The sequence below is a fragment of the Nocardia sp. NPDC058480 genome (assembly GCF_042720495.1).
Taxonomy (GTDB): Bacteria; Actinomycetota; Actinomycetes; order Mycobacteriales; family Mycobacteriaceae; genus Nocardia.
On the sequence record NZ_JBHXMN010000013.1, the window covers coordinates 101,753 to 119,565 of the forward strand.

The 17,813-nt window shown below is 69.6% G+C and carries 6 protein-coding genes and 2 pseudogenes; 2 read left to right on the top strand and 6 right to left on the bottom strand.

From position 1 onward, the window contains the following. Window positions 1–3 precede the first annotated feature (3 nt). The gene (locus tag ACFWO8_RS25795; protein ID WP_378963696.1) at window positions 4–495 is read right to left on the bottom strand and encodes a GtrA family protein; all 492 of its coding nucleotides are present in this window, start codon (window positions 493–495) and stop codon (window positions 4–6) included. Between the two features lie 65 nt (window positions 496–560). Next, the gene (locus tag ACFWO8_RS25800; RefSeq protein ID WP_378963697.1) at window positions 561–872 is read right to left on the bottom strand and encodes a hypothetical protein; all 312 of its coding nucleotides are present in this window, start codon (window positions 870–872) and stop codon (window positions 561–563) included. A gap of 353 nt (window positions 873–1,225) precedes the next feature. Here ACFWO8_RS25800 and ACFWO8_RS25805 point away from each other — a divergent pair, with 353 nt between their 5' ends. Together ACFWO8_RS25805 and ACFWO8_RS25810 are read left to right on the top strand one after the other, a co-directional pair. Further along, window positions 1,226–2,599, top strand: a complete 1,374-nt coding sequence (locus ACFWO8_RS25805) for an FAD-binding oxidoreductase (protein WP_378963698.1) — start codon at window positions 1,226–1,228, stop codon at window positions 2,597–2,599. Between the two features lie 37 nt (window positions 2,600–2,636). After that, window positions 2,637–2,921: a GNAT family N-acetyltransferase gene (locus tag ACFWO8_RS25810; protein WP_378963699.1), complete on the top strand. Its 285-nt coding sequence runs from the start codon at window positions 2,637–2,639 to the stop codon at window positions 2,919–2,921. Between the two features lie 11 nt (window positions 2,922–2,932). Here the strand turns inward: ACFWO8_RS25810 and ACFWO8_RS25815 are convergent, their stop codons facing one another. The 4 genes and pseudogenes from ACFWO8_RS25815 to ACFWO8_RS25830 all read right to left on the bottom strand — a co-directional run bounded on the left by ACFWO8_RS25815 (window position 2,933) and on the right by ACFWO8_RS25830 (window position 17,407). Next, a complete protein-coding gene (locus ACFWO8_RS25815) occupies window positions 2,933–4,066 on the bottom strand; it encodes a thioesterase domain-containing protein (protein WP_378963760.1) in 1,134 nt (377 codons plus the stop codon). A 135-nt stretch (window positions 4,067–4,201) separates the two neighbouring features. Continuing rightward, window positions 4,202–4,915 (bottom strand): annotated as a pseudogene (locus ACFWO8_RS25820) (condensation domain-containing protein); the annotation flags it as partial. Continuing rightward, window positions 4,833–16,721 (bottom strand): annotated as a pseudogene (locus ACFWO8_RS25825) (amino acid adenylation domain-containing protein); the annotation flags it as partial. The pseudogenes ACFWO8_RS25820 and ACFWO8_RS25825, both read right to left, overlap by 83 nt. Beyond that, window positions 16,718–17,407 carry a DUF6875 domain-containing protein gene (locus ACFWO8_RS25830; RefSeq protein ID WP_378963700.1) on the bottom strand — a complete coding sequence of 230 codons (690 nt, stop codon included), beginning with the start codon at window positions 17,405–17,407 and terminating at the stop codon, window positions 16,718–16,720. The gene ACFWO8_RS25830 and the pseudogene ACFWO8_RS25825, both read right to left, overlap by 4 nt. Window positions 17,408–17,813: the final 406 nt, after the last annotated feature.

A 17,813-nucleotide genomic window follows, 5' to 3' on the forward strand; every position in this document is an offset into this window, starting at 1 on the left:
GCCTCACACCGCGGTCACCGCCGGTTGGCGACGAAAGACGAACCAGCGCATCGCGCAGTACATGTACACGGCCTCACAACCGCCGGCGAGCAGCCTGGCCAGGTGATATTCCAGGCCGAGGGCGGTGAGACCCGAGCCGACGCCGAGGATGAAGGCCAGGTAGTTCACCAGCACGACAATCACATACACCGCGGCCTGCTTGCCCATCGGCGCGTGGGAATGGAAGTTGAAGGTGCGGTTGAGCAGGAAGCTCAGCCCGAACGCGGCGATGTAGGCGAGGGTGATCGACAGCCAGACCGGCAGGCCGAGTCCACTGTGCAGCAGGGTGAGCAGCAGCAGGTCGACGCCGAAGGTGAAGCTGTTGATCAGCCCGAACCCGAAAAGCGTCGCGGGCATATACCGATCCAGGCCCCACGGCAGCCGGGCCACGACCACCTCGCACCAACGGGTGAATCGGTCGGCCACCGACTCGGTGACACTCGCCTGATGCTCCACGCGGCCAGCCTGCCAGCGGCAGATGAAGCCAGGGTGAGCACACGGCAAACGGGTGGGCCGAGCAGCTAGCGGCCGACCGCCACGATCGGGCGAGTGTCGAACGAGGCCCATGCGGCGAGGCAGCGACGGCGGGTGAGCTCGTCGGCCTCGGCGAGCAGGGCGTCACGCAGCAGCGCGGGGTCGGCCGCCCAGCGCGCGGCGATCTCGGCCAGCGCGCGGACGTCGAACATCCCCGTCGATTCCAGCGCGGACAGCCATTCGTGGTGTGCGCCGGTGTGGACACTGCGCATCGCGTCGGTGTCGATGCCCGCGTCGGCGAACTCCGCGGCCAACAGGGCACCCACCAGCTCACTGCGGTCCTGCGGTTGTTTCGGCATCGCCAGTCCTCCCTGCGAAAAACGGTGCGGCGCAACAGCGTCGCGTGATCGATGCGCGCGAAGCGCACCCGTGGAGCAGAACTCGAAACACGCTGGGCGGCGAGGCGATTCACCATCGAACACACCCGGTACGGGCATTGTGAAGCATTGGACGGCGTATACACCAACTGGGCGCGCCAGATCACAATGATGCGGAAACCGCCTTGTTCGGACCCACATCACATCTGGTCAATTGATCACCAGGCATCCCGAGCGTTTCTTCTTCCCGGACGATGTCCGCGTGCGCACCTGGTGAACTGTCGACCAGCGCGAACTGCCCGCGGCGGACGGGGTGCGCGGGTTAGCGTGGACAGGTGGACGAGCGCAGCGGTGACCTCGATTCGTTGATTTCGGCGTTGTCGGACGGGGCGGTCGTCATCGACCCCGATCTGCTGGCGGGGTATCGCCAGGATTGGGCGCGCGATCCCGCTGCGGGCACGCCGCTGGCAGTGGTGCGGGCGCGCGGTACCGCCGACGTCGCCGCCACGCTGCGGTGGGCGCACACCAACAAGGTGGCGATCGTGCCGCGTGGGGCCGGAACGGGTTTGTCCGGCGGGGCGACCGCGGTGGACGGCGGGATCGTGCTCAGTACCGAGTTGATGCGGGAGATCAGCGTCGACGCGGTGACCCGGATCGCGGTGGTGCAGCCCGGGTTGCTCAACGCCGAGGTGAAGCGGGCTGTCGCGGCGGAGGGGCTGTGGTATCCGCCGGACCCGTCCTCGTTCGAGATCTGTTCGATCGGCGGCAACGCGGCGACCAACGCGGGCGGGCTGTGCTGTGTGAAGTACGGCGTGACCACCGACTACGTGCTCGGCATGGAAGTGGTGCTGGCCGATGGGACCGTGGTGCGGCTCGGCGGGCCACGGCTCAAGGATTCGGCCGGGCTGTCGCTGACCAAACTGTTCGTCGGGAGCGAGGGCACGCTCGGCGTGATCACCGAACTCACCCTGCGGCTACTGCCCGCCCAGCCACCGCAGTCGACCGTCGTCGCGAGTTTCGGCTCGCTCACCGCGGCGACCGATGCGATCTTGGCCATCACCTCGACGCTGCGCCCCGCCATGCTCGAGTTCATGGACACCGTCGCGATCAACGCGGTCGAGGACGAGATGCGCATGGGATTGGACCGCGCCGCCGCCGCCCTGCTCGTCGCCCGCTCCGACGCCCCGGGCGAGTTCGCCGCACACGAAGCACAGCTGATGGTGGGACTGTGCGAGAAGGCCGGGGCGACAGAGGTTTTCCACACCGCCGATGCCACCGAAGGTGAGGCCTTCACCGCCGCACGCCGATTCGCGATTCCCGCGGTGGAGAAGATCGGGCCGCTGCTGCTCGAAGACGTCGGCGTGCCGCTGCCCCGCCTCGGCGACCTGATCGCCGGCGTCGCCGACATCGGCGAACGCAACGATGTGCTCGTGTCGGTCATCGCGCACGCGGGCGACGGCAACACCCACCCGCTGATCGTGCACGACCCCACCGACCCCGACAACACGGCCCGCGCGCACCGCGCCTTCGGCGAGATCATGGACCTGGCCATCGCCCTCGGCGGCACCATCACCGGCGAACACGGCGTCGGCCGATTGAAGAAGGACTGGCTCCCCAACCAGGTCGGCCCCGACGTCATGGCGCTGACCCGCCGCATCAAGGACGCACTCGATCCCGAGGGCATTCTCAATCCCGGCGCGGTCCTCTAGCGGAACATCGCGTGGGAGCGTGGGGTTAGCATCCGGTATGACCACCAGGCTCGAGCACAACGTCGCCGACACCCGTTTCGAGATCTACCACGACGACATCCTCGCGGGATACGCCGACTACGCCGAACGTGAGGACGCCAAGGTCCGCGACTTCCACCACACCATGACATTTCCGGAGTTCCGTGGCCGTGGGGTCGCGGCGGAGGTCGTGAAGTACGGCCTCGACGATTCCCGCGAGCACGGCTTCAAGATCGTCCCGACCTGCTGGTATGTCGAGAAGTACATCGCCGAACACCGCGAATACGCCGACCTGGTGGCCTGATCCAGATCCGCCTAGTCGCGTAGGTATCCGGCCAGAATCGGGCCGATCACGGCGAGGGCGTCGGGGCCGGTGAGCCGGTTGTGCTCGTGGCCGGTCTGGTTGTCGATGATCTCGCCGCTGACGTAGGGGCGCCAGGTATCGGCGTTGGGCTCGTACCCGGGACGGGCGCTGGTGCTGCTGAAGAACAGCAGATCACCGTCGAACATCCCGGGTTCGTACTCGGCGGCCTCGCGCACTATCTGCTGGTAGTCGGCGTAGAGCCGTCGCAGATCGGTCGCGGTGATCGCGCCGAGGAGCCCGCTGGCTCGGCTACCGGCGCCGACGTCGTTGTCGGCGCCAGGCAGCGGTGCGGCGGTATCCCGAACCGCCGCGGAATCGGCCGACGACGCTGGCGGCACGATTCGATCGGGAGCGTCGGCGAAGGCGCCGGCGCGCAGAAGTTCAGCGGCCTGTTCGGCCTGCGGTCGGTCGCCGTCGAGCATCGCCGGGTCGAGGCCGCCGAACTCGGCGAGCAGCACCTCCGGCGGCGGCAACTCGGCGGCACCGGCTGGGTCGACATCGGCGCGGCCGTCGAGAATGGTCAGCGCGTCGACTCGGGCGCCGCGGCGCTGGAGTTCGACAGCGACGGCGTGTGCGATCGGCCCGCCCGCGGAGTAGCCGAGCAGCCGATACGGTCCGTCGGGCTGGGTCGTCTGGATCTCGTCGGCGTACTGGGCGACCCGTTCCCGCAGCGGCCGGTCGGGTCGGTCGGCCGCGATTCCGGGCGACTGGAGACCGTAAACCGGGAGGTCGGGGTCGAGGTGGGCGACCAGACCCGTGTAGCACCAGGCCACCCCGATCGCCGGGTGCACGCAGAACAACGCGGGACCGCTGCCGCCCGCGCGCAACGGCAACAGGGTTCGCAGGGCCGGGTCGACCGTGTCGCCGGTCCCGGCGATGTGCGCGGCGAGCGCGCCGGGCGTCGGGTCGCCGAACATCCACTGCACCGGCATCGCGACATCGAGCCGGTCACGGATCTGGGAGACCAGCCGGATGGCGATCATGGAGGTGCCGCCGAGTTCGAAGAAGTTGTCGTCCAGGCCGACTCGCTCGACGTCGAGAACGGACTCGAACGCGGCGACGACGGCCGCCTCGACGGGCGTCACCGGCGGCCGATAGGGCAGGTCGACGCGATGTGCGGGTGCGCGCACGACCGGATGTCGGACGGTTCCCGGCGGCGCGGTGACATCGACCTCGCCGAGCACACGGCTCGGGTCGGCGGTGAGCGCGTCGAGCACGTCGACGAAGCGGTGCGCCAGCGTCCGCGCGGTGGGCGCCTCGAACAGATCGAGGGCGAAGGTGAGCATCCCTGACATGCCCGCGGGCGCGCCATCGGGGCCGAACTTCTCGGCCAGCAGCCATTCGAGATCGAATTTCGCGCCCACGGGCGGCATCTCGAGCGGGCTGACCCGCAAGCCGGGCAGCTCCAACTGCTCCCGCTCGAAGTTCTGGAAGACGAGCAGCACCTGGAACAGCGGGTGGCGCGAAGCAGATCGAGTCGGCGCCAGCACCTCGACGAGCCGTTCGAAGGGCACGTCGGCGTTGCCGAACGCGTCGAGATCGCCGTCCTTCGTCGCGGCGAGCAGCGTGTCGAAAGTGGCCTCGGGGTTGACGTGGCTGCGCAGCACCAGCGTGTTGACGAACATGCCGACGAGGTCGTCGAGTTCGCCGTCGCCGCGGCCGGCGATGACCGAGCCGATCGCCACGTCGGTGGTGCCGGACAGCCTGGCCAGCAGTACCGCCAGCGCCGCGTGGGCAACCATGAACACGCTGACACCGTGCCAGCGGGCCAGCTCTCGCAGCCGCAGCTGGATCGCGGCGTCGATGTCGAATTCGACCAGCCCCGCGCGATGGGTGCGCACCGGGGGGCCGCGGATGGTCGCTGGGCAGTGCCGAGTCCTCGGGCAGCCCGTCGAGAGCGGTGCGCCAGTACTCCAACTGCTGGTGCGACACACTGCCGGGATCGTCTTCGGCGCCGAGCAATTCGTGCTGCCACAGCGCGTAATCGGGGTATTGCAGCGGAAGTGGCGTCCACGTGGGCGTGATGGCTGCCCGCCTGGCCGCGTACGCCACCAGGATGTCGCGGGTCAGTGGCGCCAGCGACCACCCGTCGGAGGCGATGTGGTGCAGCGTCACCGCCAGCACCGACCGGTCGTCATCGATCCTGAACAGCCGCACGCGCAGTGGAAGTTCGGTGGTCAGGTCGAAGCCCCGCGTGATCTCGGCGGCGACCTCGTCCCTGACCTGTTCCGGCTCGACGGTGGCGACCCGAATCGGCACATACGCGGCGGCGACGGCACGCACATCTTGATACGGCTCGCCTTCGGCGTCGATCGGGTAGACCGTGCGCAGCGATTCGTGGCGGGCCACCACATCCATCAGCGCGACCTGGAGCGCCGCCAGGTCGAGGTCGCCCTCGACCGCCAGCGCGATCGGCACATTGTGGGCTGGGGAGGTGGGGTCGTACCGATTGAGGAACCACATCCGCCGCTGCGCCGCCGAGAGCGGGATCCGTTCGGGGCGGGGCCGGGGGCCGGGCCGCGGGCCGGGTGCGGTGGCCGCGGTGCGCACGGCGGCGGCGAGTTCGGCCACGGTCGGGGAGTCGAAGACCACGCGCACCGGGATGCGGGCGTCGAGGGCAGCGCCCAGTCGCGCCGCGATCCGGGTGGCGATCAGGGAGTTGCCGCCCAGTGCGAAGAAGTTGTCGTCCAGCCCGATCTCGGGGACGCCGAGGAGGTCGGCGAAAGTGTCGGCCACTGCCCGCTCGGTGTCGGTGACGGGTGCGCGGAACCGACCGGACCTGAGGTCGGGCGCCGGCAGCGCGCGGCGGTCGAGTTTGCCGTTATCGGTGCGTGGCAAGGCGTCGAGGACGACGATCGCCGATGGCACCATGTAGGACGGAAGGCGCAGCGCCAGAGCGTCTTTCACCGCGTCGAGGTCGAACTGTGCCGAGTGCTCCGGCACCAGGTAGGCGACGAGCAGTTCGCCGAGTGCGGCGTCGGTGTGCACGGTGACCACGGCTTGGTGCACCGCCGGGTCGGCGGTGAGCGCCGCTTCGATCTCGCCCGGTTCGATCCGCAGTCCGCGCAGCTTCACCTGCAGATCGGAGCGGCCGAGATACTCGAGGCCATGAGCGCGCCTGCGCACGAGATCGCCGGTGCGATACATCCGCTCGCCTCGTGTGCCATACGGGTCGGCGACGAAGCGCGCGACGGTGAGGTCGGGGCGGCCGTGGTAGCCGCGGGCGAGTGCCGGTCCGGCCAGATACAGCTCGCCCGCGACGCCGTCCGGAATCGGGTGGAGGCGCTCGTCGAGAACCAGCGCGGCCACGCCGGGAACCGCTGTACCGATGGTGATCTCGTCGCCGGGAACCAGTGGTCCCGCACCGGTGGCCCAGATGGTGGCTTCGGTCGGGCCATAGTCGTTGTAGTGCACGCGATCCGGCGCCGCCCACCGCTGCACCAGTTCCGGCGGGCAAGGCTCACCGCCGGTGATGATCGCACGCAGGTGCTCGTGGGCCACGATATCCACCGAGGCCAGCGCCGAGGGGGTGAGCGCGATGTGGGTGACCCGTTCGCGGGCCAGCAGCTCGCCCAGCTCCGGGCCGCCGTACGCGGTCGGCCCCGCGACCACCAGCGTGGCGGCGGCGCCCGCGGCCAGCAACAGTTCCAGCACCGCGGCATCGAAGCTCGGTGAGGCGACGTGCAATACCCGCGATTCGCTCGTGGTGCCCAGCCGTTCCCGTTGTGCGGCAACCAGGTTCGCCAGACCCGCGTGCGTGACGAACACACCCTTGGGGCGGCCGGTCGACCCGGACGTGAAGATGACATACGCCGGGTGCGCGAATTGCGGTGTCGCGTGGCGTTCGCCGGGGTCGATGGGCGCGTCCGAGGTGGCGGAGTCCAGAGCGGAGGCCGGATCGTCCAGCGGCAACCAGCGCACACGCCGGAAGTCCGGGTTCGCGCCACCGACTCGCACAGCATCGTCCATCAAGCCATCGGCACGCCCAGGATCCGGAATCGCATCCGCAGGCCTTGCATCGGCTTGCTCGGCATCCGCAGACCCAGCGTTCGCAGGCTCGACATCCGTCAGCGCGACACCGGTGCGCGGGGTGTCGATCCAGGGGCGGATCGATTCGGTGTCTGTCGTGGTGATGCCGAGGGACGCGCCGGAGTCGGCGATGATCTGGGCGATGCGTTCGGTGGGATAGGCGGGGTCGACGGGGACGAACGCGGCGCCGGTCTTGGCTACCGACCAGACCGCGAGGACGGACTCGGCGCTGCGGCGTACGGCGATGATGACGAACTTCTCGGGGCCCGCTCCAGCCTGGATCAGGTTCCGGGCCAAGCGGTTCGAGCGTTCGTCGAGCTCGCGGTAGGTGAGCCTGGTCGGGCCGTCGATGATGGCGACGCCGTCCGGGTTCTCAATGACGGCGGTGGTGAGTAGATCAGGTAGCACGGCGGGTGCGGCGACGACGGGTGATGCCTTGCCTGGCAGCTCTCCGTGTTCGTGCGCGTCGAGCAGGTCGATATCGCCCACCGGCACATCGGGATTCGCCACCACGGCGCGCAGCAGACCGAGCCAGCGGTCGGCGAAGCTCGCCGTGGTACTTGCGTCGAAAAGGTCGGTGGCGTAACCGAATCGAACCGACAGACCGTCTGCGGCGTCGTGATCGACCGTGACGCTCAGGTCGAATCGCAGGCTCTGCTGGTCCAGGTCCACCGCTTCGACGCGGAGTCCGGGCAGTGAGATCTCGGTGTGGCCGAGGTTCCCGAACACCAGCATGGCCTGGATCAGCGGGTGTCGCGCCGCCGAACGGGCGGGTTCGAGCAGGTCGACGAGTTGCTCGAAGGGGACTTCGGCGTGCGCGAACGCATCCAGATCGGTGCTGCGCACGCGGTCGAGCAGGTCGGCGAACGGTAGCGCGGCAGGAACTTCGGTGCGCAGTACTGCGGTGTTGACGAACATGCCGACGACGTCGTCGAGTTCGGCGACACCGCGCCCGGCCACGGGGGTGCCGATGGCGACGTCGGCGGTCCCGCCGAGCCGGGCGAACAGCACGGCGAGCGCGCTGTGCAGCACCATGAACAACGTGCACTGACGTTGCGCGGCCAGGTGTTCCAGAGCGGTCCGCAGGTCGGGCTCCAGCGTGCGCACGACAGTGCCCGCACGCAGTGACGCGACAGCGGGCCGGGGTCGGTCAGCGGGTAGTTCGAGCCGATCCGGCAGTCCGGCAAGGGTTTCAGTCCAGTACGCCAGCTGCCTGGCCGCCAGCGAATCGGGGTCGTCGGCGTTGCCGAGCCGATCCTGTTGCCAGAGTGTGTAATCCGCGAACTGCACAGCGGGTGCGGGCCACTGGGGTGCGGCGCCGGTGGTGCGGGCGGTGTAGGCGACCATCACATCGCGCGCCAGCGTTCCCATCGAGAAGCCGTCCGCGCTGATGTGGTGCACCACCATGGCGAGCACGTGCTCCTCGGGGCCGAGCCGGAACAGTCGCACCCGCATCGGGACCGCGGCGGCGACATCGAAACCATCCGTGACGCAAGCGAGTACAGCAGCGCTCAGGTCGTCGGTGGTGATACCGACCGCTTCGACGTGACCGTCGAGTTCGGTGGGCTCGACGACGACCTGATAGCCGATTCCGTCGTGATCGGGGTACATCGTGCGCAGTGCCTCGTGGCGGCCGACCACATCGATCAGCGCCGCCCGCAACGCGGCGAGGTCGAGCTGTCCCGTCAGTCGCAAGACGACCGGAATGTTGTAGGCGCCGGAGGACGGGTCGTATTGGTTGACGAACCACATGCGCCGCTGGGCGGGCGCGAGTGGAATCCGTTCGGGACGCGCCCCCGCGCGCGGACCGCCGAGCGCACCGGCGAGGCGCACGGTGTCGCTACCGAGCCGGGCAGCGAGGCCGCGCACGGTCGGCGCTTCGAACAGCAGCCGCACGGGCACCTCGACGCCCAGTTCGGCGCCGAGCCGGGCAGCCACCCGCGTCGCCGACAGCGAGTCGCCGCCGAGGGTGAAGAAGTCGTCGTCGGCGCCGACCTCGGGATGTTCGAGCACCGCCGTGTATGCCTGCGCCACCAGCCGCTCGGTGCCGACCGGCGCGACGTAGGGCGCGGCCGTGTACCGAGGTTCGGGTAGCGCGCGCACGTCGACCTTGCCGCTGGCGGTAACCGGCAGCGCGTCCAGCACCGTGACCGTGGCGGGCACCAGGTGCCGGGGCAGTCGCCGTACCAGGAACTCGCGCAGCGCGGTCGGGGTCAGCTCCACGCCGGCGACCGGGGCGACATACGACGCCAGTGTCTGCTCCCCCTTCGGTCCCCGCCGCGGCACGGTGACGGCGAGTGCGACACCGGGAGCCGCGAGCATCGCCGCGTCCACTTCGCCCGGCTCCACCCGGATTCCGTGCAGCTTGACCTGGGAGTCGTTGCGCCCCAGGTAACTCAGCCGGTTCGTCGATGCCAGGCGCACCAGGTCGCCGGTGCGGTACATCCGGTCGCCGGGCGCGCCGAACGGGTCGGCCACGAAGCGTTCGGCGGTGCGCGCGACCGCACCCACGTACCCCCGGGCCAGGCCGGGGCCCATCAGATACAGCTCGCCTACCGCGCCGGGCGGTACGGGCCGCAGCCACCGATCCAAGACCGCGAGGCCGCAACCGGGCAGTGGCGCACCGAGATCGGACGCGTCGTCCGTGGTCAGCGGAGCACTCACCGTCACCGCGACGGTCGACTCGGCGGGACCGTAGGAATTGAGGATCGTCCGCCCCTGACCGAGCCGCGCGACCAGCTCGGGCGGGCAGGGTTCGCCACCGGTGATGATCGTGCGCACTCGGGCGACGGCGGCGGTGGGCAGTGTGGTGAGGACCGCAGGCGGTGCGATGAGGTGGGTCACCGCGTGGGTGGCGATGACCTCGGCGAGTGGTTCGCCCGCGATGGCCGGTGGCGGCGCGACCACGAGCGTGGCTCCGGTGTGGCAGCCGGTCAGCCACACCAGAATCGAGGCGTCGAAGGCGGGATTCATGCACAGCAGGAGGCGATCGCCGGGGCCGGGGCGCAGGCGCGCGGAGACGCCGTCGACCAGTCCGCTGAGCCCGGCATGGGTCACCATCACCCCCTTGGGGACGCCGGTCGATCCGGAGGTATAGATCAGATAGGCGGGATGTGCCGCATGTAGCGAACGAACCCGTTCGGCATCGATCACCGGCCCTTCGGGGCGGGCCGCGATACGGGTGGCCGTCGACTCGTCGTCGATCACGACCCAGGACACCGTGTCGGGCAACGCCTTCCGGTAAGCCGCGAGCGTAATACCGAGGCGGGCACCGCAATCGTGGGCGACGGTAGCGATCCGCTCGGCCGGGTGGTCGATATCCACGGGGACGAACGCCGCCCCGGACTTGGCGATCGCCCACGTGGCGAGCAGCCATTCCGGCGAGCGCGGCACCGCGATCAGCACGGCGCCCTCGGGGCCACCGCCCGCGGCGATCAGCGTGCGCGCCAACCGATTCGACTGCTCGTCGAGCTCGGTGTACCCGAGCTCCGCATTCTCCCCGACGACGGCGGTCCCGCCAGGCTGTATTCCGACGGTCAGCAGCTCGGGCAGCAGACGCATCGGCACCGGCCCGATCCGGACGATCTCGGCGCCGTCGACCCCACGCACCGCCGCCGCGGGCAGCGCCGGATCCGCGAGCCGGGCGACGATCCGGGCCAGCCGATTCGCCAGCACGGTGGCCTCGGCCGCGTCGAAGAACCGGTCCGAGCAGGTGAGGTGGAGCCGAAGTCCGTCACGCGCCTCCGCGGCCAGACACAGCGGATAGTGGGTGCCGTCGCGGCCGCGGAAGTCGCGGATCCGCAGACTCGCCTGCTCGGAGGCCGCCCGCAATGCCTCGACGTCCATCGGATACGACTCGAAGACCATGCTGGTGTCGAACAAGGGGCCGAGCCCGGCGATCGCCTGTATCTCGTTGAGCCCCAGGATATTCCGGTCGACAAGGACGCCCTGTTCCCGCTGCACCCTGGCCAGCAGCTCGCCCACCGGCTCGTCCGGGACCAGCCCGATCCGCACCGGGACCGTGTTGACCAGCATGCCGACGATCCGCTCGGCCCCGGCAAGGTCCGGCGGGCGACCGGACACGGTGGTGCCGAAGACGACGTCGGTGTGCCCGGTCAGCTCGGCCAGCAGCAGCGCCCACGCGGTCTGCACGACCGTGTTCATGGTGACGCCGCGTTCGGTGCGATGGCGGGTGAGCGTGGCGACGGTGTCCGGTGTCAGCGGCACCTCTCGACGCAGCTCGCCGGGTTCACCGTCGTGACCGAGCGGCGGGCGGACCGCCGTGATCAGGGTAGGACCGGCCAGCCCGGCCAGCGCTTCGGACCAGGCCACGCGCGCGGCGGCCGCGTCCTGACGGTCGAGCCATTCCAGGTACCGCAGATAGGACACCGGCTCGCCGAGCCCGCCGTCCTCGGTTTCGTACAGCGCGAGCAGCTCGCCGAGCAGCAACGGCATCGACCAGCCGTCGAGCACCAGATGGTGATTGGTGACGATCAGGCGGACATCGCGCGGCCCGCACCGCACGCACAGCAAGCGCAGCAGCGGCGGGGTTTCCGGGTCGAACGGGCGGGCGAGCTCGCGCGCGGCGATCTCGGCACAGTCGGCCGGGCCCGCCTCGAGCACCTGCCACGGCACAGCGACCTCGGCGAGTACCAGCTGAGCCGCTGTGTCCGCGGTGGTCACGAAGGCCGTGCGCAGCGCGGGATGCCTGCGCACAAGTGCCGTGGCAGCTGATTCGAGGCGAGCGAGATCCACCTCGCCGTCCAGTTCGAAGACGGCCTGCACCGCGTACTTGTCGGTGTGCCCTGCGGTGAGCTGAGTGTGGAAGAGCAGACCCTGCTGCAACGGCGCCAACGGCCAGACGTCCTCGATGCCGGGATAGCGGCGCTGCCAGTCGGCCAGTTGGGAACCGGTGACCGGCACCAGCGCGATATCCGACGGCGTCAGGCCACCGGCACCCGGCTCAGCGACAGCATCCGCGATCGCGGTCACCATCGAAACCCAGTGCCGAACAATCTGTTCCACTTCTGGCCGACTGATCACGTCGGACGGGAACCGCCAGACGGCGAGCACCACGGGTCCGTCGGGCTCGTCCATGGTCACCGCGTCGATGGCGATCACCGCCGACGCGGGCAGCTCGGCATCGCCCGCCCCGCCGAGCCGGTCCGCCACGCCGACCGGCAGCCACGGAATGCCTGCGTCGGTGCCCGAGATCTGGCCCAGATAGTTGAATCCGACCTGTGGCGTGCCCGCGGACCGCAGGCGGTCCAACTGTTCCCGCACCGAAGCCGAGTCGGCGCTCAGGTGACGCAACAGGCCGAAGCCGAACCCACCGTGCGGCACCGCGCGCAGCTGCTCCTTCACCGCGGCGACCATATTCACCGGATCGGGGTCGGTGCCGAGGTCGAGCGCGATCGGGAACTGACTGGTGAACCAGCCGACGGTGCGCGAGAGGTCGGCGCCGGGGACGGCCGTCTCGTCGCGGCCGTGCCGCTCCAGCATGAGCAGCGCGGGTCCCGGCGCATCGCGGTGCTCGGTCAGTGCCGATACCAGGGCGGCGAGCAGCGCCTCCTCGACGCCGCAGCGCAGCGCGGTCGGCAGGAATCCGACCAGCTGGGAACTGGTCTCGGCCGGAATCCGGATCTCGATGCGGTCGACTGCCGCGCCGATATCGCGGGCCGGGTCGAGTGGGCGATCGCCGAGCCGCGGCTCCGTGGTGTCGAGCACGCGGTGCCAGTAGTCCAGTTCCTCGGTCCATTCCGCGGTGCTCGCGGCGGCGTCGAGCGCGTGCGCCCAGGTACGCATGGAGGTGCCGACCGGTGGCAACTGCGGGGCGGCGCCCTCGGTCACCGCGGCCCAGGCGAGCATCAGATCGGCGACCAGGATGCGCCAGGACACCGCGTCGATCGCGAGGTGGTGCACGGCGAGCACGAGTCGTCCGCCGGGTCCGCCGGGGTCGAGCCAGGTTGCGGCGAGTACCACTCCCGCTGCGGGGTCGAGCCGCTCCACCGCCGCCGCTGTCGCCCGCTCGATTGTTGCGTAATCGATTGACGCACACGAGGCATGGTCACTGGCTGTCGCCAACGACTCGGACGAAGCGGAACCGATCCGCTCGCACGAGGCATGGTCGCTGACCGTCGGCGACTCGGCTGTGGCGGAATCGATCTCCGCGCACAGCACATGGTCGACAACCGTGGCCGCGTCGATCGTCGCGGGCGAGGCGACCTCGAGCCGCCCACTGTCGACGACCCGCACGCGCAGCATGTCGTGGTGATCGATGATCGCTTGCAGCGTGTGCAGCAGCCACCCACGCTCGACGGTGTCCGGCAGCGCCAGCACCATCGTCTGGGCGAACCGCTGCCAGCCGGGCTGGGTCAGGAGCCAGTCCACGATCGGTGTCCGTGGCACCGGACCCACACCGCCGCCCGGCATTTCACGCAGGACCGGCCGCTCGCCCGGTGCCCCGACGACCCCGGCCAGCCCGGCCGGGGTCGGATGCTCGAACACATCCCGCGCCGAGAAGACCAGATCGGCGTCCCGCCCTCTGGCCACGAGCTGGATCGACAGGATCGAGTCGCCGCCGAGCGCGAAGAACGACGCGTCGGCTCCTACCTCCGGCACGCCGAGCGCCTCGGCGAACAGCGCGCACAGGGCCTGCTCCACCGCGGACGCGCCCGCGCGCGGCGTCGTCGTCGATGTGGTGTCGGGCTCGGGCAATGCCTGCCGGTCGACCTTGCCGTTACCGGTCAGGGGCAACGCGTCCAGCACCGTGACGGCACCGGGCACCAGGTGCGCGGGCAATCGGTGCAGACAGAACTCCCGAAGCGCCGTGCCGTCGAGCCGGCCCGCCTCGTGCGTTGGCACCACATACGAGGCGAGCATGGCACGGCCCGATGGTCCGGTCCGCACCACCGTCACCGCGAATTCCACACCGGGACAGCTGGCCAGCACCGCATCGACTTCGCCTGGCTCCACCCGTATTCCACGCAGCTTCACCTGGAAGTCGCTGCGGCCCAAGTACTCCAGGACGAACGGCACCGTGGTGTCATCGGCGCTTGCCGGTGCGGACACGGCCCGGTCTATCACCTCGCCGCCATTGCCTTGATACCGCCGATCTGGATCCCCGATCCGAATCCCTTTCTCGGCGAAGGGAACTGGGGCACCATCGGGTCCGCTCTGCTCGTCCGAACGCCAGCGGACCAGGTCGCCCGTGCGATACAGGCGACTTCCCGGAGCGCCGAACGGATCGGCGACCAACCGCTGCGCGGTGGCGCCGGGTCGGCCCGCGTATCCGCGAGCGAGACCGGTGCCCGCGATGTACAGCTCCCCGTGCGTTCCGACGGGCACCGGCCGCAACCGGTGGTCGAGGACATGCAGAGTCACGCCGGGTACGGGCGATCCGATGCCCGCACAGCGACCGGATACCAGCGGTGCGGTGAACGTGGCCGCCACGGTGGTTTCCGACGGACCGTACGAATTCACCAGGGCGCGACCAGAACCGAAGCGCGCCACCACCTCCGGCGGGCATGCCTCGCCACCGGTGGACACCGCGCGCACGCCGTCGAGAGCGCCGGGCGGCAGCGTCGTCAGCACGGCGGGCGTCGAACACAGGTGGGTGATCGACGACTCGCGGATCACCGTGGCCAGGCCCGCGCCCGCCACGGCGTCGGCGTCGGCGATCACCAGCGTCGCGCCCGCGGTGGAGGCGACCAGCAGCTCGAGCAGGGAAGCATCGAAACTCGGGTTGAGACAGTGCAATACGCGCGACTGGTGATCCGCACCGTAGGCGTCGCGCACTGCCGAGGCCAGCGTGGCGATCCCCGCGTGTGTCACCACGACGCCCTTGGGAGTGCCGGTGGAGCCGGAGGTGAAGACGATGTAGGCGGGATTGTCGATCCGTGGGCGCGGCAGCGGCACCCCGACGTCGTCTTCGCCGAGGTCGTCCAGCACGATCCAGGACACCGAGTCGGGCAGCTCATGCCGCCTGCTCGCCGTCGTGATACCCAGCAGCGCACCGCATTCCGCCGCCATCACCGCCAGTCGCTCGGCCGGGTTCGACACACCGACGGGCACGTACGCCGCACCCGCTCGGACGACGCCCCAGAACGCCACCACCGACTCCACCGACCGCGGCAACGCGACGAGCACCGCGGACTCCGGACCCGCCCCCGCCGCGACCAGCCGACGTGCCAGCCGGTCCGAAACCTGTTCCAGCGCACCGTAGGTGAGTTCGCGCTCACCGGACACCACCGCCGTCGCCGCGTGACCCGCGGCCCGCATGCCCGCATCGAGCACGTCCGCGAGCAGTCGCGGCGCGGGAGCAGACGCACCGCGCAGACCCGCGCGCAGCGGCAGTTCATCCGGAAGAAAGTATTCGAGCGCACGCACCGCGGTGTCCGGGTCGGCGTCGATCATCGCCTCGAGCAGCGCGAGGAACCGCCGGTGATGCCGGGCCAGGGTCTGCGAGTCGTAGAGGTCCGGGTTCGCGGTGAAGTCCACGTGGATGGGACTGCTCGCGCCGTGCTGATAGAAGTTGACGAACAGGTCCTCGATCGGTCCCGAGGTGAGCACGTGCAGGCTCGTCTCGACGCCGGTGAAGTCGACCTCGGTCGGGAACAGCATGATGTTGACCACCGGACCGACGAAGCCACGCCCGCCTGCCGAATCACCGTCGGCCCCGCCGTGGCGGATCTCCTCGTGCCGGAACTGCTGATGCCGCAGCGCACCCGAGACTTCCACCCGGATCGCGTCGACCAGGTCGGCGACGGTGCTGTCGGCGCGGACCGGCAGCCGCAAGGGCACCACGTTGGCCAGCATGCCGCCGGATCTGCGCAGCACCGCGGTGGTGCGGCCCGACACCGGCAGGCTCAGCACGATGTCCTCGGTGCCGGTCGCCTGCGCGTAGTACACCGCCAGTGCCGCCATCGCCAGCCCCGGCGTCCCGACGTCGAAGCGCGCGGCGGCCGCGTCCAGGCGTGCCTTCGTCGCCGCCGGCAGCTCCGCGCGGTGCTGGCGGCCGAGCGCGTGCGCGGGTGCGGCGGCGTCGACCAGACTGCACCGCTGCGGCATGTCCGCGATCTTCTGCGCCCAGTATTCGGCGTCGGTGGCGAAGCGCGTGCTGTCGCGGTAGCGCAGCTCCGCGTCGTGGACCGTGCGCAGGCTCCCGGCCCGGCACGGCGGCGGATCCTGCCCGGCCAGTGCGGCGTTGTAGAGCTCGGCCACCCGGTACAGCGCTGTCGCGGAGGCGAAGCCGTCGACCACGATGTGGTGCGCACGCGAGTACCACAGCACCCGCTGCGGTCCGATCCGGATCAGCACCGACACCCCCAACCGGTCGCCGAGCAGATCGATCGGCGCCACGACATCGGCGCGCATCCACCGGATCGCCTCGGCCTCGGGGTCGGCGGCAGCGCTGAAGTCCAGGTAGGACATCGTCACGTCGATCCGACAGTCCACGACCTGATGCGGCCCGTCGTCGGTGTCGATCAGTCGCAGCAGGCCCGACTCGAACTCGCGTCCCACCTGTTGTGACACCGTGACGAGGGTGTCGATGTCGAGCGGGCCGCGCATGTCGATGTACTGCGCCTCATACAGCGGCACCGTCGGATCGAGCTGCTGGGCGTACCACATCCCGAGCTGGGCGGGCGAGAGCGGAAACTCCTCGACCGCTGCCGGTTCGGTCGCCGGCGCGGTGGACAGTTCGCGGGTCATCGCTGTCGTCTTCCAGCGCCGACCTTTTGCGGTACCGGGGGCTCGTCGACGTGATACTCGGGCACCTCGGCGCCGTTGCTCGCGATGAGCCTGGCCACCACCACGCTGCGGACGTGGGCCGGCAGGGTGGGCGCGAACTTCCTGACGTAGGCCGACATCCACTCCGGGCGCGAGAGCAGGAACGGGAAGTCGGTGGCCATCATCGTGCGCACCACCAGCATCGGAATCGGCGCGTCGAGCGGGTGGTAGTCCTTGTTCCACAGGCCGGGCTGGGTGCACCCGGGATAGAACTGCCCGAGCATCAGGCCCTGTTCGACGAACTCCGACTTGAGCTCGTCGTGCAGGTCGTCGATCAGCGAGTAGTCATGCAGATCGGGCAGGGCGGTCACCAGGCAGCGCAGCACCGTGGAGCCGCCGGTGTCCGGCGGCAGGGTCGGGAACAGCTCCAGCGCGTCCGAGAGGACCAATCGCACATAGGGCCTCCATGGCTGTGCGCCCGCGACCCGGCCGACCCAGGTCAGGTCGCGGCGCAACGATGGGCCGACATACGGACAGACCGGACCCTCCCGGCCGATCATGTCCAGCGGCTGCGTCAGGTGATCCTGCGCCCACCCACGGAGCCGATCCAGCAGCTCCTGCATGAACCGCGAGCCGTCCCCCGAACTGGACAGCGGAAGCCAACTCATTCCAGAACGTGTTCCAGAAATAACATCGGTCATAATTCACCTCGCTACATCACGAGGTCTAGAATCCCGCGGGGGCGGGACTCAGCACGCGAGTAGTGGACCACTCGAATTGTGTTCGAGCCCGTCACACTCAATATTTCAGCGCTGCACAACATGTTGCCGACTCCTGCTATAGACGGACTAATGGCCAGGTCACAGCCACTATCTAGTCAGGAGGATCGACATCGGCCACATACATTCGCCCCAACCGGCTCAGATTGATCCCACCTGTCCTGGTATATGGCACGGAAGGTGCGAAACGAATCGCCGCTGAGCTACGAATAAATAACCCTACGATATCGGTTGCATTTCCCGATACATTGTCCGTTCAAATCGCGGCTACGTTTCGGTCGCCATTACCCCGGTA